This window comes from Abyssisolibacter fermentans, assembly GCF_001559865.1.
Taxonomy (GTDB): domain Bacteria; phylum Bacillota; class Clostridia; order Tissierellales; family MCWD3; genus Abyssisolibacter; species Abyssisolibacter fermentans.
In genome coordinates, this window is sequence record NZ_LOHE01000068.1 from 172,515 (window position 1) to 194,236 (window position 21,722).

23 protein-coding genes are annotated in these 21,722 nt (G+C 27.6%); 19 read left to right on the forward strand and 4 right to left on the reverse strand.

The features are described 5' to 3' along the window. Nucleotides 1–46: 46 nt before the first annotated feature. The gene (locus AYC61_RS12780) at nucleotides 47–1,306 is read right to left on the reverse strand and encodes a nucleotidyltransferase (protein WP_066502994.1); all 1,260 of its coding nucleotides are present in this window, start codon (nucleotides 1,304–1,306) and stop codon (nucleotides 47–49) included. 228 nt (nucleotides 1,307–1,534) lie between these two features. On the opposite strand from AYC61_RS12780, the gene AYC61_RS12785 reads away from it, so the two are divergent. The 4 genes from AYC61_RS12785 (at nucleotide 1,535) to fapR (ending at nucleotide 4,534) form a co-directional block, all read left to right on the forward strand. Then, nucleotides 1,535–2,722: an acetate/propionate family kinase gene (locus AYC61_RS12785; protein ID WP_066502996.1), complete on the forward strand. Its 1,188-nt coding sequence runs from the start codon at nucleotides 1,535–1,537 to the stop codon at nucleotides 2,720–2,722. A gap of 233 nt (nucleotides 2,723–2,955) precedes the next feature. Continuing rightward, a complete protein-coding gene (locus tag AYC61_RS12790; RefSeq protein WP_066502998.1) occupies nucleotides 2,956–3,459 on the forward strand; it encodes a YceD family protein in 504 nt (167 codons plus the stop codon). An 18-nt stretch (nucleotides 3,460–3,477) separates the two neighbouring features. After that, nucleotides 3,478–3,657, forward strand: coding sequence for a 50S ribosomal protein L32 (gene rpmF, locus AYC61_RS12795; RefSeq protein WP_066503001.1), 180 nt, complete (start codon nucleotides 3,478–3,480; stop codon nucleotides 3,655–3,657). Nucleotides 3,658–3,973: 316 nt separating this feature from the next. Further along, nucleotides 3,974–4,534, forward strand: coding sequence for a transcription factor FapR (gene fapR, locus AYC61_RS12800; protein ID WP_066503003.1), 561 nt, complete (start codon nucleotides 3,974–3,976; stop codon nucleotides 4,532–4,534). Nucleotides 4,535–4,922: 388 nt separating this feature from the next. Here fapR and AYC61_RS12805 read toward each other — a convergent pair whose 3' ends face one another. After that, entirely contained in the window at nucleotides 4,923–5,711 is a 789-nt protein-coding gene (locus AYC61_RS12805; RefSeq protein WP_066503005.1) for a histidinol-phosphatase HisJ family protein, read from the reverse strand. A gap of 548 nt (nucleotides 5,712–6,259) precedes the next feature. On the opposite strand from AYC61_RS12805, the gene AYC61_RS12810 reads away from it, so the two are divergent. The 9 genes from AYC61_RS12810 (at nucleotide 6,260) to AYC61_RS12850 (ending at nucleotide 14,829) form a co-directional block, all read left to right on the forward strand. Beyond that, nucleotides 6,260–6,565, forward strand: a complete 306-nt coding sequence (locus AYC61_RS12810; RefSeq protein WP_066503009.1) for a YkvA family protein — start codon at nucleotides 6,260–6,262, stop codon at nucleotides 6,563–6,565. A gap of 458 nt (nucleotides 6,566–7,023) precedes the next feature. Continuing rightward, the gene (locus AYC61_RS12815) at nucleotides 7,024–7,584 is read left to right on the forward strand and encodes a YqaA family protein (protein ID WP_066503012.1); all 561 of its coding nucleotides are present in this window, start codon (nucleotides 7,024–7,026) and stop codon (nucleotides 7,582–7,584) included. Nucleotides 7,585–7,594: 10 nt separating this feature from the next. Beyond that, on the forward strand, nucleotides 7,595–8,116 hold the full coding sequence (locus tag AYC61_RS12820; RefSeq protein ID WP_066503015.1) for a QueT transporter family protein: 522 nt from the start codon (nucleotides 7,595–7,597) through the stop codon (nucleotides 8,114–8,116). 522 nt (nucleotides 8,117–8,638) lie between these two features. Then, complete coding sequence (locus tag AYC61_RS12825; RefSeq protein WP_066503022.1) at nucleotides 8,639–9,817, forward strand: class I SAM-dependent methyltransferase; 1,179 nt, start codon at nucleotides 8,639–8,641, stop codon at nucleotides 9,815–9,817. Between the two features lie 121 nt (nucleotides 9,818–9,938). Further along, entirely contained in the window at nucleotides 9,939–11,390 is a 1,452-nt protein-coding gene (locus tag AYC61_RS12830) for an aminoacyl-histidine dipeptidase (RefSeq protein ID WP_066503025.1), read from the forward strand. Between the two features lie 222 nt (nucleotides 11,391–11,612). Beyond that, the gene (locus tag AYC61_RS12835) at nucleotides 11,613–11,834 is read left to right on the forward strand and encodes a DUF1292 domain-containing protein (RefSeq protein WP_066503041.1); all 222 of its coding nucleotides are present in this window, start codon (nucleotides 11,613–11,615) and stop codon (nucleotides 11,832–11,834) included. 20 nt (nucleotides 11,835–11,854) lie between these two features. After that, nucleotides 11,855–13,153, forward strand: a complete 1,299-nt coding sequence (locus AYC61_RS12840) for a M18 family aminopeptidase (protein WP_066503043.1) — start codon at nucleotides 11,855–11,857, stop codon at nucleotides 13,151–13,153. Between the two features lie 21 nt (nucleotides 13,154–13,174). After that, nucleotides 13,175–14,011: an HAD family hydrolase gene (locus AYC61_RS12845; protein ID WP_066503046.1), complete on the forward strand. Its 837-nt coding sequence runs from the start codon at nucleotides 13,175–13,177 to the stop codon at nucleotides 14,009–14,011. 71 nt (nucleotides 14,012–14,082) lie between these two features. Continuing rightward, a complete protein-coding gene (locus AYC61_RS12850; protein ID WP_066503053.1) occupies nucleotides 14,083–14,829 on the forward strand; it encodes a peptidylprolyl isomerase in 747 nt (248 codons plus the stop codon). A gap of 309 nt (nucleotides 14,830–15,138) precedes the next feature. On the opposite strand, the gene AYC61_RS12855 is transcribed toward AYC61_RS12850, so the two are convergent. Then, nucleotides 15,139–15,333: an asparagine synthase gene (locus AYC61_RS12855; RefSeq protein ID WP_066503055.1), complete on the reverse strand. Its 195-nt coding sequence runs from the start codon at nucleotides 15,331–15,333 to the stop codon at nucleotides 15,139–15,141. Between the two features lie 348 nt (nucleotides 15,334–15,681). Here AYC61_RS12855 and mnmL point away from each other — a divergent pair, with 348 nt between their 5' ends. From mnmL to AYC61_RS12875, 4 genes are all read left to right on the forward strand, one after another. After that, nucleotides 15,682–16,662, forward strand: a complete 981-nt coding sequence (gene mnmL, locus AYC61_RS12860; RefSeq protein WP_066503059.1) for a tRNA modification radical SAM protein MnmL/YtqA — start codon at nucleotides 15,682–15,684, stop codon at nucleotides 16,660–16,662. Between the two features lie 69 nt (nucleotides 16,663–16,731). After that, nucleotides 16,732–17,454 carry a pseudouridine synthase gene (locus tag AYC61_RS12865; protein WP_066503063.1) on the forward strand — a complete coding sequence of 241 codons (723 nt, stop codon included), beginning with the start codon at nucleotides 16,732–16,734 and terminating at the stop codon, nucleotides 17,452–17,454. A 198-nt stretch (nucleotides 17,455–17,652) separates the two neighbouring features. Continuing rightward, nucleotides 17,653–18,168 (forward strand): CDP-diacylglycerol--serine O-phosphatidyltransferase, encoded by a 516-nt coding sequence (gene pssA / locus AYC61_RS12870; protein WP_066503066.1) that lies wholly within the window; start codon nucleotides 17,653–17,655, stop codon nucleotides 18,166–18,168. A gap of 98 nt (nucleotides 18,169–18,266) precedes the next feature. Then, a complete protein-coding gene (locus AYC61_RS12875) occupies nucleotides 18,267–18,806 on the forward strand; it encodes a DUF6648 family protein (protein ID WP_066503131.1) in 540 nt (179 codons plus the stop codon). A gap of 19 nt (nucleotides 18,807–18,825) precedes the next feature. Here AYC61_RS12875 and AYC61_RS12880 read toward each other — a convergent pair whose 3' ends face one another. Then, the gene (locus tag AYC61_RS12880; RefSeq protein WP_156456456.1) at nucleotides 18,826–19,455 is read right to left on the reverse strand and encodes an MltG/YceG/YrrL family protein; all 630 of its coding nucleotides are present in this window, start codon (nucleotides 19,453–19,455) and stop codon (nucleotides 18,826–18,828) included. Nucleotides 19,456–19,834: 379 nt separating this feature from the next. On the opposite strand from AYC61_RS12880, the gene AYC61_RS12885 reads away from it, so the two are divergent. Then, a complete protein-coding gene (locus AYC61_RS12885) occupies nucleotides 19,835–20,803 on the forward strand; it encodes an RluA family pseudouridine synthase (RefSeq protein WP_066503072.1) in 969 nt (322 codons plus the stop codon). A gap of 489 nt (nucleotides 20,804–21,292) precedes the next feature. Then, nucleotides 21,293–21,721, forward strand: a complete 429-nt coding sequence (locus tag AYC61_RS12890) for a CBS domain-containing protein (RefSeq protein ID WP_066503082.1) — start codon at nucleotides 21,293–21,295, stop codon at nucleotides 21,719–21,721. The last annotated feature ends 1 nt before the right edge of the window (nucleotide 21,722 follow it).

The following is a 21,722-nucleotide window of genomic DNA, read 5'->3' on the forward strand; positions in this document are numbered from 1 at the left end:
ATGAATTTGAATTTTATATTTTTGAATTACTCCTAATACTATCAAATTATTCCTTATGTATATAAGGAGAAACCTTGTAATCAAGATTTGTTGTAAGTTGTTTTGTTTTAAATGGCAAGAAATAAATGTCAGTTGCTTTTTTTTCTAAGGACAATATTTTTTTACCAGTTTCAGTAATTGTATTTAGATATTTTGAATCAGAAAATTTAGTTATTATAGGAATATCTGATTCTTTTTTTATTTTCTTTAAGATTTTCATGCCTTTAGTATTCATAGCTAATACTCTAATATAGTATGGGTTATCATATGTATGCTTTAAAAGAAAATCACTATCTAAATTTAATAAAATATGCATTAAAATTCGTTTTATTCTAGTGTAAGTGTATCTTTTAGTTTTTATACAATCAATAATTTTATAGATATCATTGTTTTTTAAACTAGCTTGATATATTCTGTCATTCAAACCTTTTTCAATATTTAAAATATGGAAATCATATAAATCTCTATTTGTTCTTAGTAGATATAATAAAATATCATTGTAATTTGCTAAATTATTAAAACTATTATATTTTTCATGAAATTCTTTAAGAATTTCATAAGTGCATGTTGGAACTACTAGTTTAATTTCATCAATATATTTTTTAGAATTAAGTAGTTTTCTAATAGCAGTAGCACTAGAAAAGAAGCCATTAAGATTTCTTTCATTATACTCAGAACCTATACGCTCATAAGTATAAGGTACTATATTACTGTCAAGTTTTTTTAGTGCTTTAAGATATTCTAAACCCAAAATATTATTCGAACTGGATAGTATATCATCAACATTTGTTAAATCAAAATTATTATTATCTAATAGATATTTCTTTAAGGCTTTGCTTCTAGCTTTTGGAAAAGACATGCCTTTTTTTAGATTATTTTTTAACATATTTTTATATTCAAAAGGTTCCTCGCATATTATATCTGCTAGTAATTTCAAAGTATTTATATTACCACATTCGCTACCGAAGCTTAAACTTTTTACTACATTTGTAGAAGTAAGTGTCGCAATAGCTCCTTGTGCAAATGCTTCAGCACTTCTGCAAGCGTAAATGATAGGTAGTTCAATAACTAAGTCTATTCCATTTTTAACAGCCATTTTAGCTCTATGAAATTTATCAACTATTGCAGGTTCTCCACGTTGTACAAAATTACCACTCATAACACAAATGCTATAATCACAACTTGTTATTTTTTTAGACATTTCTAAATGGTATTTATGACCATTATGAAAAGGATTATATTCTGTCACCAATCCGACAATGTTCATTTTTATTCACCAACTTTTGTTTAATAAATTGAATAACAATTTTTAAGTTTTACATTTTCGAAATTATTATTCATTGTTTAAGATAGTTTATTATAAAAGAATTATAAAAACAAGGTTATTAAATAAAATTATTCAATGTTACAAATAATAGTACTATAATTGTTGATTTTTTTTAATAGATGTATTAATATGAATAATGATGGTATTAGAATTTATAGGAGGTAAGCTATGAAAGTACTAGTAATTAATTGTGGAAGTTCATCTTTAAAATATCAATTGATTGATATGACTGATGAAAGTGTATTAGCAAAAGGTTTAGTTGAAAGAATAGGAATTGAAGGATCAAAAATTACTCATAAAGCTAATGGTAAAAAGGCAATAATAGAGCAGCCTATGGAAAATCATAAAATTGCTTTAGAACTAGTTGTTAAAGCTTTATTGGATGAAGAGCATGGTGCAATTAAATCTATGGATGAGATTGATGCTGTAGGTCATAGAGTTGTTCATGGTGGAGAGAAATTTGCAACATCAGTTGTAATAACTGATGAGGTTATAAAAACTATGGAAGATTGTAGTGATCTTGCTCCATTACATAATCCACCAAATATCATAGGTATAAAAGCATGTAAAGAAATTATGCCAAATACTCCAATGACTGGATCGTTTGATACAGCTTTTCATCAAACAATGTCAAAAGAAGCTTATATTTATCCATTACCATATGAATTATATGAGAAATATGGTATAAGAAGATATGGTTTTCATGGAACATCTCATAAATATGTTGCACAAAGAGCTGGAGCTATTTTAAATAAGAATATAGAAGATCTTAAAATAATTACTTGTCATTTAGGTAATGGAGCTAGTTTAGCAGCTGTTAAAAACGGTAAATGTGTAGATACTAGTATGGGACTTACTCCATTAGAAGGTCTAGCTATGGGAACTAGATGTGGGGATATTGACCCAGCAATAATTCCATTCCTAATGGAAAAAGAAGGCTTAGATATTAGTGGTGTTAATAATTTAATAAATAAAAAATCTGGTGTTTTAGGTATTTCTGGAATAAGCAGTGATTTTAGAGATATTGAAAATGCAGCTAATGAAGGAAATGATAGAGCTAAATTAGCACTAGATAAATTTGCTAATAGAGTTAAAAAATATATAGGCGCTTATGCTGCTATAATGGGTGGAGTAGATGCAATAGTATTTACAGCTGGATTAGGAGAAAATTCTATTAGTATGAGAGAACAAATTTGCGAAGGTTTAGATTTCTTAGGAGTAAAAGTTGATTCTGATAAAAATAATGTCAGAGGAGAAGAAGTTGTCGTAAGTACTGATGATGCAAAAGTTAAAGTATTAGTTGTTCCTACAAATGAAGAATTAATGATTGCTAGAGATACAAAGGCATTAGTATAGAAAAGTCTTTTCATAAAAGATTACAAAATTAAGTTTTTGAATTCTATATATGCAAATTATATTCATTATGATTAATATTGTTTATAATTTTATATAGACTATTTTGAATAGACATCTACTGGCTTTTCATTGAAAGTGATTAGATGTCTATATACTGATTTGCTTTTAAAGCTTGACAAAATAACAACTAATTTATTATAATTAATTTTGGCTATGTTCATGAGGTGAATATAATGAGAATTGATATACAAAATATTATTAATGGTGAAGAATTCAAAATTTCTTTAAAAGAGAATATTAGTATGAATCTTTTAGCACTAGAAACAAAGGAACTGGAATTTACTACACCTATAGATATAAACTTAGAAATATATAAAGTAGATAAAGCTAGTTTGTATGTAAATGGGACAGTTGATTATCAGTGTATTGATGTGTGTGATAGATGTTTAAATGCATTTAATAGAAAGGCTCATGAGAATTTTTCAGGGAAAATTATAGAAAAAGAAGAGCAAGAAGAATATGAAGATATTATATTTTATCATGAAAATGGCAAAATAGATATTACTGACATGATTAAAACAGTAATTTTATATAATTTGCCAATGAAAACCTTATGCGATGAAAATTGCAAAGGGATTTGTCCTAAATGTGGACAAAATCTAAATGAAAAGCAATGTAATTGTGAGATTAATGATATTGATCCAAGGCTTAGCAAATTAGAGAATTTTTTTAAGTAATTAAGGAGGTGTTAATAAATGGCAGTACCAAAGCGTAAAATTTCAAAGGCTAGAAGAGATAAAAGAAGAGCTTCAAATTCAAAGGTTTCTGCACCTACACTTGTAGAATGTCCACAATGTCATGAACCAAAAGTTCCTCATAGAGTATGTCCAGAATGTGGATATTATAAAAACAAAGAAGTAATTGAAGTTGAGTAAAGAAAAAAGATAGTGATTATGTCGCTATCTTTTTGTTAATCTACAGAAAGTAATACTACTAGATTTTTAAAATTTTTATGTACATAAAAATATGGTTCAAAAAATTTAATAAGTTAGCTTATTATTATCCCCAATTATTTATAAATGGCATAAATAATGTGCAATAGACAATTTAAAAATTATATAAATAATTAGGGATAAAAAATTAAAATGGATTTAATGTTAATAAAGTGTAAATATTATCTTGAAATTATCATTGTCTTATTATAATCTTAATATTAGGTGATATATTTAGTATTAAATGAGGGGAATGCATATGAAGGCAAGATTACCAAAGAAACAAAGACAAATTAAATTAAAGCAAAGCTTAAAGGAGGATCCATTTTTAACAGATGAAGAGCTAATGCAAATGTATAACGTTAGTATACAGACCATAAGACTCGATAGGTTAGAATTAGGTATTCCAGAGCTTAGAGAAAGAATTAAAAATGTAGCTGAATTAAATTATTCTAAAGTTAGATCTATTGGTGGCACAGAAATAGTAGGAGAGCTAGTTGATTTAAATTTAGGTAAAAACGGTATAACTATATTAGAAACAGATAATCAAATGGCATTTACAAAGACTAACATAGTAAGAGGGCATCATATTTATGCTCAAGCAGAGTCTATTGCTATGGCAGTTATAGATGCAGATGTGGCAGTTACAGGAGTAGCTAATATAAAATATAAAGAACCAGTAGAAGCAGGACGAAAGCTTATTGCAAAAGCTGAGGTTGTAAGAGTAAGAGATAATAAGTTTTTTGTTCATGTATTTACATATGCTAACCAGAAACAAGTTTTTCGAGGAAAATTTATTTTAGTTGCTTTAGAAAAATAATAACCCTGATTATATAATATGCTCGGGAGTTAAGTAGAGAAGATAAATTAACCCTGATTATTCGTATAACTTTGAATAATATGCTGTAGGTTTCTGAAATAGAAGATTTCAGTGAATTAGAAGGCATACCGAGTTGGTATGTCGAGAATTAAATGGACATCTTTTAATCAGAATATATTTAAAAATGAATCTCCTATTCAATTCTTTCATAGGAGTAAGCGATTTACATAAAATCATAGATTTTAGTTCTCTGCTCATAATTTTCTATGAATAATCTGAGTTAAAATAGAAATTTGGATTAAATATTGATAGTTATATTAAATGCTATATGCTCTGTATCATATTAACATAATACAGGTCATATAGCATTTTTATTACATACCAATAACTATATTCTTACAAATTTGGGTTTCATATTTTTAAAAGTAGTTATATAATTGAAACCAGCAAGCTTTAATACATCTATTGCATAATCATAGCCTGCACATAGATCTTCAGGATTATGTGAATCTGAGCCAAAAGTTATTATCTCACCGCCAAGATCTCTATAAAGCTTTAATACATTATATGTTGGATTTATATCTTTAAGCCAATATCTTAAACCACCAGTGTTTATTTCAATACCTTTATTATTCTCAATTACAATTTTAAATATTTCTTTTAGATGATCATAAAATAGCATAGGATCAATCTTAGCTACTTCTTCATTGTATCTTCTAATTAAATCCACATGACCTAAGACATTATATGCCTTATAATTTTTAACACAATATGTTAATTCCTCTAAATATTTCGTATATGCTTCTTCTGGTGTTATATCATTAAAAAAATTATCTGAGTATAAATCTTTTTTATTACATACATGTAAAGATAAAATAACAAAGTCAAAAGGTTTTGAATTTATAAAATCTTCACATCTTTTTAAAATATGTGGTTGTATTCCCAGTTCAATGCCTTTAAGTATTTCAATTTGTTTAGAGTAAACTTGCTTATAATTATTTATTTCTTCAAAATATTTATCTGTATCAAAAGCAAAATCTTTACCAGAAACATTGAAATCAGTATGATCGGTAAAACATAGTTCTTTCATTCCTAGGCTTATAGATTTTTGGACAACGTCTTTCATCGGTGCTTTAGAGTCTACGGAGTATAAACTATGAACATGATAATCGTACATTTTATCCTTGTTACCTCCTAAAAAGTTAGTTTTATTTGTATACTAGAGTATATAATATATCTAATACATAAAAAATGCAAGCTTGAGAAGAAGTATGCAATGACAAAAAACTCCTTTTGCTTGCAACATTGATATTAGAAGTGGTATAATTTAAATAAATATACTTAAACCCAGATTATCCATAGAAAATTAAAAACTATGAGCAGAGAACTAAAATCTATGATTTTATGTGAATCGCTTACTCATTCTTTGAATGAGTTTCATTAATAAAGTTTTTCTGTTTATAACAAGGCGCAAGATGACGATCACCTCTATAGGTAGCGGGTATCGTTTATATTTAACAGGCAGTGCACAATCTTGCGCCTTGTTGAAACGGTGTGTTGCAATTACTACGTAATTGCTTTCGTTGTTAGAAGATATCCATTAAATTCTTGACATACCAACTCGGTATGCCTTCAAATTCACTGAAATCTTCTAATTAGAAACTTACAGCATATTATTCAAAGTTATATGAATAATCAGGGTTAAACATAGATGGAGTGAGATTAATGAAAATCTTAAATTTTTTTAAGAAAATTAAGATTATATTTAAATATTTATTTGATACAAATGTAAAATTTAGAAAAAAGATTTTGCTAATAATAGGATTAGTATACCTAATTTCACCATTAGATTTATTGCCTGACCCTGTGTTTGGTATTGGTTTAATTGATGATATATTCATATTATCATCTATAATTATTTCTATGAGAGAAAAGATTAAAGATTATGAAAAGACGTTAAAGTATGGCAGAATGAGAGATGCTGAGACAGGAAAGATTATAGATTTTAATGAATTTAATAATGAAGATTAATTATTTTTAAAGGTTGTGATGAGTTTATTATTACAGCCTTTATATTTTAAGCATAGAATTAAAATCTGCGGTTTTATGTGAACTTCGAATTTAAATGAATATGAGTAAACCTATCGATTAATATCCTAAGATTATATTACAAAAAAATAATTTTAAAAGCATATAAATAATTATGTTTTATTGTATAATTTATATAGTTATGTCTCATTCAAAATATAAATAAATGCTCTATGAATTATTTAAGCTATTATTCAAGGTTATATTGGAAACAATATTTTCATAATACATATGAAATTTAAAACTATTATAAAATCAGGATAAAAATAATTTTAGTTCTGTATTTCAAAAAATTTAACTTTTAGAATTATATTTATAAGATTTATTATTAAAATAAAATTAGTAGATTACAATGGAGTTATTTACAAAGGTATTTGTAATTATTTAAAGGAGTGTAATTAGTGTTAATTGAGGTATTAAGAGGTTATGGCTTAGTTGGTATTTTTATATTGGCATTAATGGAAGCAATTTTTTTACCTGTACCTGTTGAAACGTTATTAATACCATTTTTAATAGTAAAACCTAAATTGTATGTTTTGGCTGTAGTGTTAAGTACAGCTGGTTCTGTTTTGGGTGCAATGATAGGTCATACCATTGGGAAAATAGGTGGTAAAAAAATAGTTTATAAGTACATAAATAATAATAAAATAGATAAAGTGCATGAATTATTTAATAGATATGGTACTCTTGCTGTTGCTATAGCAGCGCTTACACCACTTCCTTATAAAATATTTGCGATAATATCAGGGATTCTTGATATGAAAAGAGAAAAACTCGCAATTATTGCACTTATAAGCAGAGGAATTAGATTTTTAATTGTAGGCTTTATTACCATTAGATATGGTGGTAAATTTTTTGCAAAACTGAATAGTACTACTATTGATGTAAAAATATTGGTTATTTTAAGTGCGATATTTATTATATATTTAGTGAGTAAAATTATTACACATAAAGAAAGGTAGAGTTTAATATATGAAAAGAAGAAACAAAACAAAGTATATTGTTTTAACAGGATTGATTGCAGCTATATATGTTGTTATAACAGTAGCTTTTTCTTTTATGAGTTATGAGGCTGTGCAATTTAGGATATCTGAGATAATGGTACTCTTTGCTTTTATAGATCCTTTGTATATCCCAGGATTAGTAATAGGATGTTTTATAGCAAATTTATATGGACCTTTTGGTATTGTTGATGCTATAGTTGGAAGTACAGCTACATTCTTTGCAGTCTATATGATAAGCAAATGCAGATACTGGTTTAAGGATAAGTATAGAGGTTTATTTATGGCAAGCTTATTCCCTGCACTTTCAAGTTCAATAATAGCACTACAAATATATGTTGTCGGTGGAGGTTCATTTTTGTATTGGACTATTATGATTGGGTTTGGTGAGCTTGTTGTAGTAACATTAGTAGGTTTTCCTCTGTTTAGCTATATATTATCAAAACCAAGATGGGTAAATTTGTTGACTATAAGCAGAGAACCCAAATCTTAGATTTTGAGCAGGGAACTAAAATCTATGATTTTATGTGAGTCGCTTACTCCTGAGTAGAGAACAGAAATCTGCGATTTCTTGTGAATCACTTACTCCTAGGAATGAAATGAGTAGTGAGTTTCATATTAGAGAGGAGTAGGAGGTACAACTCCGCTTACTCCTAGGAACGAAGTGAGTAGGAGTTACAGATTGAAAGATAAAAGAAAAAACAAGTAAAAAAGTTAAAAATTAAAAAAGATAATAAAAAAATGAGTAAGGCACAGCTTAAGAAAGCAGAGAACCCAAATCTTAGATTTTGAGCAGGGAACTAAAATCTATGATTTTATGTGAGTCGCTTACTCCTGAGTAGAGAACAGAAATCTGCGATTTCTTGTGAATCACTTACTCCTAGGAATGAAATGAGTAGTGAGTTTCATATTAGAGAGGAGTAGGAGTTACAGTTTGAAAGATAAAAGAGAGTATAAGTAAAAAAGTGAAATTTACAATAAAGAACTATAAAAAAGTTGAAGTAGGTGTTATAAAATGAATGAAGTTAAGCAATTATTAAATGAAATAATAAATGAAAATAAATTAATATATGGCATTCTTAGCAGCAGAAAGAGGAAGCTAGGCAATTTAGATAAAGATATAAAAAAAGTTACATTTAAGTTTGTAAAGTTAAAAGAAGAGGTCTTTGTACAAGTACAATTACAGTCAGATAAACAGGTTTTCCATAAAAATTTAGCATTACATACTGCTGTTAATGAATTAATGAATCTTTTTAGTGCAGGATTTAAGCAATCAAACATATTTACAATAGAAAATGATTATCAGATTTTTATTAATAAAGATATGACTTGTAAGATTTTAAGGAAAAAAGCTACAAAGAAGACAGGTAGTTTAGAGCATAACAGAGAAAAAAAATACATATTACAGGACAATAAAGAATGTGCATTTTTATATAAACTAGGTATAATGAATAAACAAGGAAAGGTTCTTTCTAAAAAATTTGATAAATTCAAGCAGCTTAATAGATTTTTAGAGTTGGTTGAAGATTGTCTTGAAAATATTAATAATGATAAAGAATTTGTAATTATAGATTTTGGTTGTGGCAAATCTTATCTTACATTTGCGTTATATCATTATTTAGTGGAGATAAGAAAAATGAACGTGAGAATAATTGGATTAGACTTAAAAAAAGACGTTATAGAATTTTGTAATAAAACTGCTAGGGAGCTAAGTTATGATAAACTTGAATTTATACACGGTGATATTAAAGGATATAATGAAGTAGATAAGGTGGATATGGTTATTACACTACATGCATGTGATACTGCAACAGATGATGCATTAGTGAAGGCTGTTAACTGGGGAGCAGACATTATATTATCAGTACCATGCTGTCAGCATGAACTATTTGGTAAGATACATAATCCTATCATGGAATCCATGGAAAAGTATGGTATAATCAAAGAGAGAATGGCATCATTAATTACGGATAGTTTAAGAGCAAATGTTTTGGAAATAGTAGGATATTCAACTCAGATTGTAGAATTTATAAATATGGAACATACACCAAAGAATTTGATGATTAGAGCTGTAAAAAATGATAAATTAGATAATTCTAAGTCTATAAAAGCATATAAGGACTTAGTAAGTTTTTGGAATATAAAACCGTATATTGAAGATGCTATGGGAGAAAGATTACAGAAAAATATATAAATTTAACCTTGATTATTCATATAACGTTGAACAATATGCTATGAATAATCTGGGTTTAAAATATTTTCTTAGAGAAAAGGCTTATTTATTAGGAATTAAAAATGTATAGGAGGTATTTAATATGGAAAATGTATTGAAAGGCTTAAAACCGGAGGGCGTTTTTAAGTATTTTGAAGAAATATCGTATATTCCAAGATGCTCTGGTGATGAAAAAAGGATTAGTGATTATTTAGTTGAATTCGCCAAAAAGAATGGATTAGATTATACTCAAGAAGATTGCTTAAATGTAATTATAAGAAAACCTGCTTCAAAAGGTTATGAAAATGCTCCAACAGTTATACTTCAAGGTCATATGGATATGGTATGTGAAAAAAACGACGATGTACAGCATAATTTCTGCAAAGATCCTTTGAAGCTTGTAGTTGATGGAGATATGATTAAAGCGGACGGGACAACTTTAGGAGCAGATAATGGAATAGCTGTAGCTTATTGTTTAGCTCTATTAGCTGATGAAACATTGCAGCACCCAGCAATAGAGGCATTTTTTACTATTGATGAAGAAAGAGGAATGACAGGTGTTATGAATTTAAACCCTGAAGATGTAAAAGGGTCAATACTTATAAATTTAGATTCTGAAGAAGAAGGAGAATTTTGCGTTTCATGTGCTGGAGGAGTAAATAGTATTGTTGAAATAAAAGCAGAATATACAGATGTTGATTCTAAATTTGATGGATTTTATAAAGTCAAAATCAGGGGCTTAAAAGGCGGACATTCAGGAGGCGAGATACATAAAGGAAGAGGAAATTCTAACAAAATAATAGGAAGAGTTTTAAATGCTTTTGATTTCGATTTTGTATTGGCAGATATTAAAGGAGGAGCTAAATCCAATGCGATACCAAGAGAAGCAGAAGCTTTAATAGGTATTAAAAATGAAGATAAATCAAAATTAGAAGAGGCAATTAAGCAATTAGATAGTACTCTAAAGGCTGAATTAAGCGTTACAGATTCTGCTGTTAGAATAGAACTAGAAGCTACAGAAATACCATCAAAAATATTTTCTAACGATGTTAAAAACAGTGTAATAGCTTTACTTACTATAATAATCAATGGCGTACAAACAATGAGCATGTCAATAGAAGATTTGGTAGAAAGCTCTACAAGTTTAGGTGTTGTAAAAATAGAAAATGATGTTATTAAATTTGTATGTGCATTAAGAAGCTCAGTTGATAGCTTAAAACAATATATGGTAACTCAAATAGCGAAAGCAGCAGAATTAGTTGGTGCAAATTTTAGAACTAAATCAGATTATCCAGGCTGGGAGTACAAAGAAGCATCAGAAATAAGGGATTTATGTGCAAAAGTTTTTGAAGAAATGTATGGTAAACAACCTAAGATTATGGCTATACATGCAGGTTTGGAATGTGGATTTTTAAAAGAAAAACTTGGTGACATAGACATGATATCATTTGGGCCAGATACATTTGACGTACACACACCTGATGAACATGTAAGCATATCATCTGTTAAGAGAACTTATGAGTATCTTCTTGAGGTGTTAAAGAATATAAAGTAAAGCTAAAAAGCATTACAATATAATAAAATTTATTAAAACTAGTAGGTTTATAAGTTAAGAACTTACTAGTTTTTTATATAGTTGTAAATCTTAAAGCATATCAAACCATTTTAGTATTAGCTTGTGATTTTTAACATTAATCTAACTTACAAAATAATTAAAAGATGATATAATAGCACTATATAGATTTAGTTGAACAAATAAAGCTTTGGAGGATAATTTATGACTAATAATTGCATCAGTATATGTGTAGATGGAAAAAATGTTGATTGTAAAATTATGGCATCTTTTGTGATGAAAAGTAATGAATATGTTATACTTTTAAATGAGAAGGAAAATGAAGCTTATGCTTTTAAGGTGATAGATGATGAGTTTAAGATTATTGATGATGAAAATGAATTAGATGACGTTATGAAAATTCTACATAAAGGGTATAAGCATTAATTTATAAAGGAGTGGTTTAGTTGAATAAAGAACAAATTTTTGCTCAAGAATTGATTGATTTTGTTTCAAATAGTACATGCTCATTTTATGCAGTAAAAACTATTAAACAAACTTTACTAAAAAATAATTTTGTAGAGTTAGATTTGAAGAATAGTTGGGATTTAGAAAAGGAAGGCAAGTATTTTATTACAAAAAATGACTCTGCTATTATAGCTTTTGTAGTAGGTAATGGTGAAATAGAAAGAGATGGGTTTAAAATAGTAGGCGCACATACTGATTCTCCTAGTATTAAAATCAAGCCAAATCCTGAGAGTTTAAAAGCTGGTTGTTTAGTATTAAACACAGAACCATATGGTGGACCAATAATCAATACTTGGTTTGATAGACCATTATCATTAGCGGGAAGAGTTGCTTTAAAGAGTGATGATATTTTAAATCCAGAATATAGATTTATTGATTTTAGAAGACCATTATTAATGATACCTAATTTAGCAATACATTTTAATAGAAAGGTTAATGAGGGAGTTGCAATAAATCCACAAAAAGAATTAATACCTATATTAAGTATGATAGATGATGAATTAAATAAAGATGACTACTTATTAAAAATGATAGCAGAAGAACTTACTGTGGACGTTCAAGATATATTAGATGTTGAATTATTGACATATGAGTTTGAAAAGGGTTGTTTATTAGGCGCAAATGAAGAATTTATATCATGTGGTAGATTAGATGATTTGGCCATGGTACATGCGGGGCTAGAAGCTTTAGTTAATAGTAAACCTTCCAGAGCAACAAATGTATTAGTATGTTTTGATAATGAAGAAATAGGAAGCTCTACAAGACAAGGAGCAAATTCTCCATTACTAAGGAATTTATTAGAGAGAATTACTCTTGAGCTTGGTAAAAGCAAAGTTGAGTATTTAAGATGCATAGAAAATTCATTCTTGATATCTTCTGACATGGCACAAGCTGTACATCCAAATTATGCAGAGAAATATGATCCAAGCGCACAATGTATAATCAACAAAGGTCCGACTGTTAAAATTAGTGCAAAATACAGTTATTCAAGTGATGGTGACACAATATCAGTTTTCGAACAGCTTTGCAAAAAAGCTCAAGTTCCATGTCAAAAGTTTGTTAATCGTTCAGATGAGCGTGGTGGAATGACTATAGGACCTATTACTGCAAGTAATCTAGGTATTAGAATTGTAGACGTTGGGAATCCTATGTTAGCAATGCATTCTATTAGAGAATTTGCAGGTGTATATGATCATTACTATATAAAAGAGGTATTTAAAGAATTCTATAATCTATAGAGAAATATTTGGGGTGTAAGAATGAAGTATAAGCTTATATCTATTGATTTAGATGGAACATTGTTAAATGATAAAAAGGAAATATCTCAAGAAGATATTGATACTTTACAAAAGCTATCAGACTTAGGAATTGAAATTATTGTAGCAACAGGTAGGAGTTATTGGTCTGCAAAGCAATTTTTAAAAAATAGTGTGTTAGAATCTGTTATTATGGCCAATAATGGTAATATAGTTAGGAATATAATAAATGATGAAGTGATTTTATCTAAATATTTACCAAATGAAGATTTTTACTCATTATTAAAAGAAGGGCGTAAAATGGATTTGTATCCTATTATACACGCTGATCATTATCAAGAAGGCTATGATTTAATAATTGAATTAGATAAGAATCATTTAAAGTATTCAAATTACTTGAATAGTACTATTGATAGGTATAAAAAAATAGAAAATGCTTTAAATTATAATAGTGGTAGAATTTTATCTGTATGCTATTTGTCTAGTGTTGATGTGTTAGAAAAATTTCATAATATTCTTATTAATAAATATAGTGGGTTATATGCTTGTCATATATTAAAAACACTCACAAAAGTTGGACCAATGCTGGAAGTAATGAATCCTAATGGATCCAAGTGGAATTCAATAAAAGAATATGCTTTAACAAAAGGTATAAAAAGTGATGAAATCATTTCTATAGGTGACGATACTAATGATTTATGTATGATAAAAGAAGCAGGTCTGGGAATAGCTATGAAAAATGCACATGATGATATAAAAAAATATGCAGATAAAATTTCTGGTAAGACGAATAATGAATGTGGAGTTAGTGCTGTTTTAACAGAAATATTTGGATTCTAATTGGACATATTTATGGAAATTTGATATTATAAGCAAGTGAGTAATTATGTGAAGATGAAGGAGAGAAAACAATGGACAAAAATAAGGTTTTAGCAATTGTTGAAGGAAAAGAAATAACTGAAAAAGATGTTGATTTTTTATTAGCAGGTATTGGTCCTCAGCAAGCTATGCAATTTAACAATGAAGAAGGAAGAAAAAGATTGTTAGATGAATTAATTAACCAAGAAATGTTTTACTTAGAAGCTATAGAAAAAAGTTATGATAAAGAGGAAGCTTTTAAGCTTGAATTACAAAAGGCAAAAGAGAATATCTTAAAGCAAATGGCTATAAGAGAATTATTAGATAATATCCAAGTAACTGATGAAGAAGTCAAAGAATTCTACGAAGAACATAAAGAGCAGTTTGTTAGCCCTGAGAGTGTAAGAGCACAACATATATTAGTAAAAGAAGAAGATAAAGCAAAAGAAATACTTGCTGAGATTAAAGAAGGTTTAAGTTTTGAAGAAGCAGCTAAAAAATATTCCGAATGTCCATCAAAAGCTCAAGGAGGAGATTTGGGAGAATTCACCAAAGGTAAAATGGTTCCTGAATTTGAAGCAGTAGCATTTGAATTAGCAGTTGGTGAATTAAGTGATTTAGTTAAAACTCAATTTGGATACCATATAATAAAAGTAACTGATAAGAAAGAAAAAGGAACTAAGAACTTTGAAGAAGTTAAGAGTCAGATTAAAAATCAAATTTTAGCTATGAAACAAAATAAAGAATATTTAGATAAAACAAATAGTCTTAGAAGCAAGTTTAAATTCGAAGTTAAATAACAGACAGAACAAATGACTGCCTCAGAAATTTTGGGGCAGTCATTTTACCCTTATTATTCATATAACTTTAAATAATGTGCTGTTAAATCTGAATTAGATTCAGTAAATTCACACTCCGTCATTTGATGGGCATCTTATAATCATGAGCAGAGAACTAAAATCTGTGATTTTATGTGAATCGCTTACTCATTCGAAGAATGAGATTCATTATAAAAAGTATTTGATTTTTTATGAATAATCTGGATTTAAGTATATTAGCTTGTTAATGCAAATAACTTTCTGACAAATTGTTATTTGATTTTTGGGTTTTTAATCCATTAATTCATTCATGAAGTTTTGCTCGTCATTTTCTATAAGGTCTATTCCTCCTAATACTATATGAGCTAGACCGAATCCAACGATACCCCATGCTACTGATTGTGGAAGGACTTTTTTTGAAAAAAGACCTCCAGCCGTAACAGCTGTACCTAAAACAGTAGGTATTAAACCTTCCCTTATATGCATATACAATCCTCCTAAATAGGAATTTATATAAACAATCTACTTTGATTGTTATAATTATTTTTTCCTTAAAAGAGAATAATATTTATTTATTGATTGAGTTAAATAAAGGAATATTTTCTACTATTAAACTTAAAAAAATATAGAGATACAGTAATATTTCACTATAAATAACAAAAAATAATTATATATTATTCTGTAATTTCGATAATAATTATTAAATAGGCTATGAAATTTGCTTTTTATTTAGATAAAAATAATCAATATAAAGGATTTACCGAAAAAATAAAGAATTATTAAAAGTTAAAGTAGTGTTATTAATAAAAAATATTATATGAAAGAAGTTGTAAAATGAATATTCAAAATGAGACGAATGAAGATTTGAACTATTTTCCATACAAAACTTATTCTAGTTACCTCAAAGATAAATATGGAGTAAAAGTGTATAAGCTCCCTATTAATCTTCCGATTACATGTCCTAATAGGGATGGTACAGTTAGTGAAGGAGGATGTATATTTTGTGGGGCTGAAGGTGCTGCTTTTGAAAATCTTTCAAATATTATACCAGTAGCAGATCAGCTTAAACAAAACATGGATTATATAAAAAAAAGATATAAAGCTGAAAAGTTTATTGCATATTTTCAAAGCTTTACAAATACATATATGGATTTTGATATATTTAAAAAGTATATTAAAGAATCCATAATAGAAGATATTGTAGAGATATCAATTTCAACTAGACCGGATTGTATTAATGATAAAATACTTAAGTATTTGTTTGATATAAAAAGAGAATATAATGTTAATATTACAATAGAACTAGGTTTGCAGACAATTAACCATAAAACGTTGAAGCTTATAAATAGAGGACATACTTTAGCAGAATTTATAGATAGTGTTATTAGGATAAAAAAATATGGTTTTGAAATATGTACACATTTAATACTTAATCTACCTTGGGATGATATGGATGATGTTATTGAAAATGCTAAAATACTATCCGCTTTATCTATTGACTTTGTCAAATTACATTCACTATATATTGTTAAAGATACCCAATTAGCAAAGCTTTATCAAGAAAATAGTATAAATATGATGTCAAAGGACGATTATATAAATAGATTAATAAGATTTTTAAGGTACTTGAAATCAGATATTGTTGTTGAAAGATTATTAGGGAGAGCTCCAAAAGAAAACACAATATTTGTAAATTGGAACACGAGCTGGTGGAAGATAAAAGATGAAATAGTTGAAAAAATGATAGAAACGAAAGTAAAACAAGGTGATCTTTGTGATTATCTTAATGGTAAGGCTATTAAGAAATTTTATTAGATATTGTTTTTGTGATATGATAATAAAAGGCGGATTTTACTTATGCATTAATAAAAATCGAGGTGTAATATGGCAAATAGAATAAGGTTGGACAAGTATTTATCAAATTCGGGTTACGGTAGTAGAAAAGAAATAAAAAAACTTCTTAAAAATGGGAGTACAAAAGTCGACGGACAAGTAGTAAAAGATTCTTCATTTAAAGTTGAACCAGGTATTAATACTGTTATGATTGATGGTAACATTATAGAATACAGAAAACATGTATATATTATGATGAATAAGCCAGCAGGCGTGATATCTGCAACATATGATTCTAGAGAAGAAACAGTTATTGATATATTAGAGGAATATTATAAAAAGTTTGATCTTTTTCCTGTTGGAAGATTAGATAAAGATACGGAAGGTTTGCTTTTATTGACCAATGATGGAAAACTTGCTCACAATTTACTTTCACCAAAAAAACATGTAGATAAAACTTATTATGCTAAAGTTGATGGTGAAATTACCTTAGAAGATTGCGTAAAATTCAAAGATGGTGTAATTATAGATAATGATTATAAAACATTGCCCGCAAATTTGGAGATTATTAAAGCAGGAACTATCTCAAAAGTTCATATTACAATTAGAGAGGGTAAGTTTCATCAGATAAAAAAAATGATCAAAGCTGTAGGTAAAAAAGTTATATATTTAAAAAGGATATCTATGGGAAACTTGAAATTAGATAATGATCTAGAAATAGGTGAATATAGGGAGCTAACTGGTGATGAACACAGCAGTTTGGTTAATAGATGATGATATATTCTTGATGTTAAGCTCTAGCGAAACGAGTTAACTGTACACATTAACTATATTATGATAAAATAAGAAAGGTAGTTTACTAATATAGTTATATGTTTTAGCAAAATACAATATAATAGTAGAATTTTGTTTATTGTATTATATAATATTTTTATATAGTATGATAGATAGGTAGTATGGAGGTGTTAGATAATGAAAATAAAACGCTATATTCCAAATATATTTACTTTTTTTAATTTGGCATTAGGAATATTAGCAATTATGTGTATTTTTAATGAAGACTATTTTAATTCGGCTTTGTTAATATTATTAGCTGCTGTTATGGATAGGTATGATGGTAAAATTGCTAGGAAGTTTAATGCAACTTCTGAAATAGGAAAAGAATTAGATTCACTATCAGATTTAATTTCATTTGGTGTTGCACCTACTATTTTAATGTGGAATATTGCTCTTATACATTTTGGTATTTTAGGAATAATAGTGACAATACTATATGCAATAGCTGGTGCATATAGATTAGCAAGATACAATGTTATGGATTTTGATGGTATTTACTATGGAATACCAATTACTATGTCTGGTGGAATAGTTGCTATTATATCATTGTATTTAACTAGATATAAAATCAACATAATCATATTAGCATTTATAATGCTGTTATTAGCATATATTATGATAACTAAAAGAATAAGACTTAAAAAAAGATAGATAACTATATATTTAGGCAATAATTTATAGATAATGGATATTTAAATGAAACTTAATAGTTATCTCAAAATAGAAAGGTGTTAAACTTGGAATCTAGCATGAATGAAACGATGTTTGAAAAATTTTTTAATCATAGAGATTATTTAATAGTTCAATATAAAGAAGGAAATATAACAAAAAGTGAGTATGTTCAATATAATGTAGACTATATTAACAAAAATAAGATTAAGCCATTTGATATAATAGATATTTATGAAAAAGGGATGTATAATTACCAATATTACAATATGATGGCTAAATATTATTTTATGCAAGGGAAAATGTTGATGAATAATGAAGATGATGAAAAATATAGCAAATCATTTATTGAAGAAGGACATTATTATTATAGATTGAAAGACAAATCTACACTAAACTTACTTAAGCTTTTAAAATTTAAAAATGTTGAAGCATATTATATTAAATTAAATTCAAAGAATCTAATGGGAAAATTATATGAGATATATTTAAAGGATTATGACAAAGCAATATTACATTCACAGAACTTTAGATTATTAGATACTTTAAAAAGGAACAAAGTTTTTATAGAAGGTTATAGAAAATCTGTAATTGATGATTATGTAAATGTAAAATATTAAAAAAATAGGAGTTTAACTCCTATTTTTTGCCTGCTAATATTTTTATTATAGTTTCCACAGAACTGTCTGATTTGATTTTATAATCTCCAGATTTTAATTTTCTATCTAGTTTTAATTCTTGAGCTTTGTTCAAGAAATCTTGTTTAGACTGAATTAAATTTTTAGAAATTAAAATATCTGCAATGTGTGGAGGAAGCGATTTATTAGGTATAGTAACTTCTATAACTTTTACTTCTTCTTTGTTACTTTGAGTTTGATCAGCTGCTTGTCCTTGATTGTCATTTAAGTCAGCTTCAGATTCATTATCTGTGTTTGGCTTAGTATCGGGTTTATTGCTTGAATCTTGTTGCTCAGTAGTATTGCCTTCATTCGATACTATATTGTCGTTTGATTCTCCAGAGTTATTTGATAAAGAATTGTCGTCTGATTTAGTATCATTATTGTCGCCGATATTATCTGTTACTGAGACTGTTTGACCATTCGATGCAGCAATACTAGATTTGGCGTCCGGTGAGTTGGTAAATAATTCAGGAAGTTTCCATCCAATAATACCTCCTACAATTACAACTACTACAGCCATTATTAAGAAATCCGCAATATCATATACACCATCTTTTATCCATTCTATTAATTTTTTCAAAAATACCACTCCCTTAACTTTGTAACCCTGATTACTTATATAACTCCCAATAATATGCTGTAAGCTTCAGAACTATAAGATTTCATTGAATTCTAAGGCATATCAAGTGGTGCGACTGCCATTTAATGGACATCTCATAAAAAAGATGCAATATTAATGAAATCTCCTATACAGTTCCTTCATAGGAGTAAGCGAATCACTTAAAATCATAGATTTTAGTTCCCTGCTCAAAATCAAGATTTAGGTTCACCGCTCATAATTACTATAAATAATCTGGGTTTGATATACTATGTATATATGCTGCAACTTTATAATATCATAATATTGTTGTATTTATCAATTATTAAAGGTGTATTATTAAAAAAAAATTTGAAAAGCTGGTGATGATTTGAAAGAAATTATTATACAAGAAAATGAAAACAATCAAAGATTAGATAGATTTTTAAAAAAATATTTAAATGATGCTCCAACTTCTTTTATATACAAAATGTTGAGAAAAAAAAGAATAAAGCTGAATTCAAAAAAAGCTGATCCAAAAGATAAAATTGTTACAGGAGATACTATTCAACTTTATTTATCTGAAGAAACTATTGATAGTTTTAAAGTGAAAAATACGTATGTACCGCAGAAAAAAAGCAAACTAAATATTGTGTATGAAGATGGTAATTTAGTATTAATACATAAAGAAGCAGGAGTTCTTTCACAATCATCAAAGAAAGGAGAAACTTCTTTAGTAGATAGTTTTATAAGCTATTTATATGACAAGGGAGAATATGACCCTTCTAGTGAAAGAGTGTTTAAACCCGCTATATGTAATAGATTAGATAGAAATACAATAGGATTAGTAATAGCAGCTAAAAATTATAATACTTTAAAGGGTATCAATGAAGCAATAAGATTAAAAAATATAGATAAATACTATAAATGTTTAGTTAAGGATGAATTAAAATCAAATCTAAATTTAGAAGATTATATCGTTAAAAATAAAAATGAGAACAAATCTTATGTGACAAATGAAAAAAATGAAGAATCTAAAAAAATACAAACTAATGTTAATATTTTAAAAAGTTCAAGTAAATTTAGTTTAGTAGAAGTAGAGCTTATTACAGGCAAATCGCATCAAATAAGAGCACATCTTTCATATATAAATCATCCTGTTGTTGGGGATTATAAATATGGTGATGAAAAGGTAAATAAGTTATTTAGACAAAAATTTGGATTAAAGCATCAATATTTATTTGCTTACAAATTAAGATTTAATAATATGCCAAAAGGCTTAGAGTATCTAAATGGTAAAGAGTTTGTAGATAATATGGATGAAAAATTTATAAATATTGAAAATGCATTGTTTTACTAAAAAGCAGTAAATGGTTATAATAGTGCAAAAACACTAGAAAATTTTACAATTTAAAACAAACCAATGCTTTGAAATTTTTCTATAGTAAAAATTAAATGTTTGAATTTGTTTTACTCTCTAGTATTTGGCGAGGGAGCCATGCAGGAATCTTTCTCTTACGCGGTGTGTGTACATGTTTTGAGTAGAGAACAGAAATCTATGATTTCTGGTGAATCACTTACTGCTAGGAATAAAATGAGTAGGAGTTACCTATTTAGTAGAAGTTGAAGGAAAAAACATGCGCACCAATGTTCCTTAGAAAGAAACCCTGCATGTCTCCTAGTATCTATATGGTTGCTAGTTAATAATAAATTTATGTTTAACATCTAGACTGGTATTTAGTTTATTAAAATTGCACCTTTAAAGTATCAAAGATTTTGTTTAATAAGATGTTTAAAAATATAAAAAATACATATCCTAAATATGAGAAATATTAAGGAGGGTATGTAGATGAAGAAATTAAGAGATATAATGACAACATCAGTTTCAACTATCAAAAATAGTGATACTATTAGAGATGCTGCTAAGATAATGAAGGATTTAAATGTTGGTTCAGTACCTGTTTGTGACAATACGAATAAGCCCGTAGGTATGTTAACTGATAGAGATATAGTACTTAATAGTGTTTCTATGGGAAAAAACAATGATCAAAATGTTGAAACTGTAATGACAAGAAATGTAATAACTGCATCAGCTGATACAGATATTCACGAAGCTGCGAAGATAATGGCGCAGAATCAAATTAGGAGACTTCCAGTAGTAGATAATAACAAATTAGTGGGAATAGTTTCTATTGGAGATTTAGCTGTTAGAGATATTTATGTTAATGAAGCGGGAGATGCATTATCAAGTATATCAGAAGATAACGGTATTAAATAAC

Coding starts and splice junctions, on each gene's coding strand:
- AYC61_RS12835 (WP_066503041.1), top strand. CDS start 11,613: ATGACTAATAATTGCATCAGTATATGTGTAGATGGAAAAAATGTTGAT.
- AYC61_RS12810 (WP_066503009.1), top strand. CDS start 6,260: ATGAAAATCTTAAATTTTTTTAAGAAAATTAAGATTATATTTAAATAT.
- AYC61_RS12820 (WP_066503015.1), top strand. CDS start 7,595: ATGAAAAGAAGAAACAAAACAAAGTATATTGTTTTAACAGGATTGATT.
- AYC61_RS12845 (WP_066503046.1), top strand. CDS start 13,175: ATGAAGTATAAGCTTATATCTATTGATTTAGATGGAACATTGTTAAAT.
- fapR (WP_066503003.1), top strand. CDS start 3,974: ATGAAGGCAAGATTACCAAAGAAACAAAGACAAATTAAATTAAAGCAA.
- AYC61_RS12785 (WP_066502996.1), top strand. CDS start 1,535: ATGAAAGTACTAGTAATTAATTGTGGAAGTTCATCTTTAAAATATCAA.
- AYC61_RS12850 (WP_066503053.1), top strand. CDS start 14,083: ATGGACAAAAATAAGGTTTTAGCAATTGTTGAAGGAAAAGAAATAACT.
- pssA (WP_066503066.1), top strand. CDS start 17,653: ATGAAAATAAAACGCTATATTCCAAATATATTTACTTTTTTTAATTTG.
- AYC61_RS12805 (WP_066503005.1), bottom strand. CDS start 5,711: ATGTACGATTATCATGTTCATAGTTTATACTCCGTAGACTCTAAAGCA.
- AYC61_RS12875 (WP_066503131.1), top strand. CDS start 18,267: ATGAATGAAACGATGTTTGAAAAATTTTTTAATCATAGAGATTATTTA.
- mnmL (WP_066503059.1), top strand. CDS start 15,682: ATGAATATTCAAAATGAGACGAATGAAGATTTGAACTATTTTCCATAC.
- AYC61_RS12890 (WP_066503082.1), top strand. CDS start 21,293: ATGAAGAAATTAAGAGATATAATGACAACATCAGTTTCAACTATCAAA.
- AYC61_RS12830 (WP_066503025.1), top strand. CDS start 9,939: ATGGAAAATGTATTGAAAGGCTTAAAACCGGAGGGCGTTTTTAAGTAT.
- AYC61_RS12780 (WP_066502994.1), bottom strand. CDS start 1,306: ATGAACATTGTCGGATTGGTGACAGAATATAATCCTTTTCATAATGGT.
- AYC61_RS12790 (WP_066502998.1), top strand. CDS start 2,956: ATGAGAATTGATATACAAAATATTATTAATGGTGAAGAATTCAAAATT.
- AYC61_RS12855 (WP_066503055.1), bottom strand. CDS start 15,333: ATGCATATAAGGGAAGGTTTAATACCTACTGTTTTAGGTACAGCTGTT.
- rpmF (WP_066503001.1), top strand. CDS start 3,478: ATGGCAGTACCAAAGCGTAAAATTTCAAAGGCTAGAAGAGATAAAAGA.
- AYC61_RS12865 (WP_066503063.1), top strand. CDS start 16,732: ATGGCAAATAGAATAAGGTTGGACAAGTATTTATCAAATTCGGGTTAC.
- AYC61_RS12825 (WP_066503022.1), top strand. CDS start 8,639: ATGAATGAAGTTAAGCAATTATTAAATGAAATAATAAATGAAAATAAA.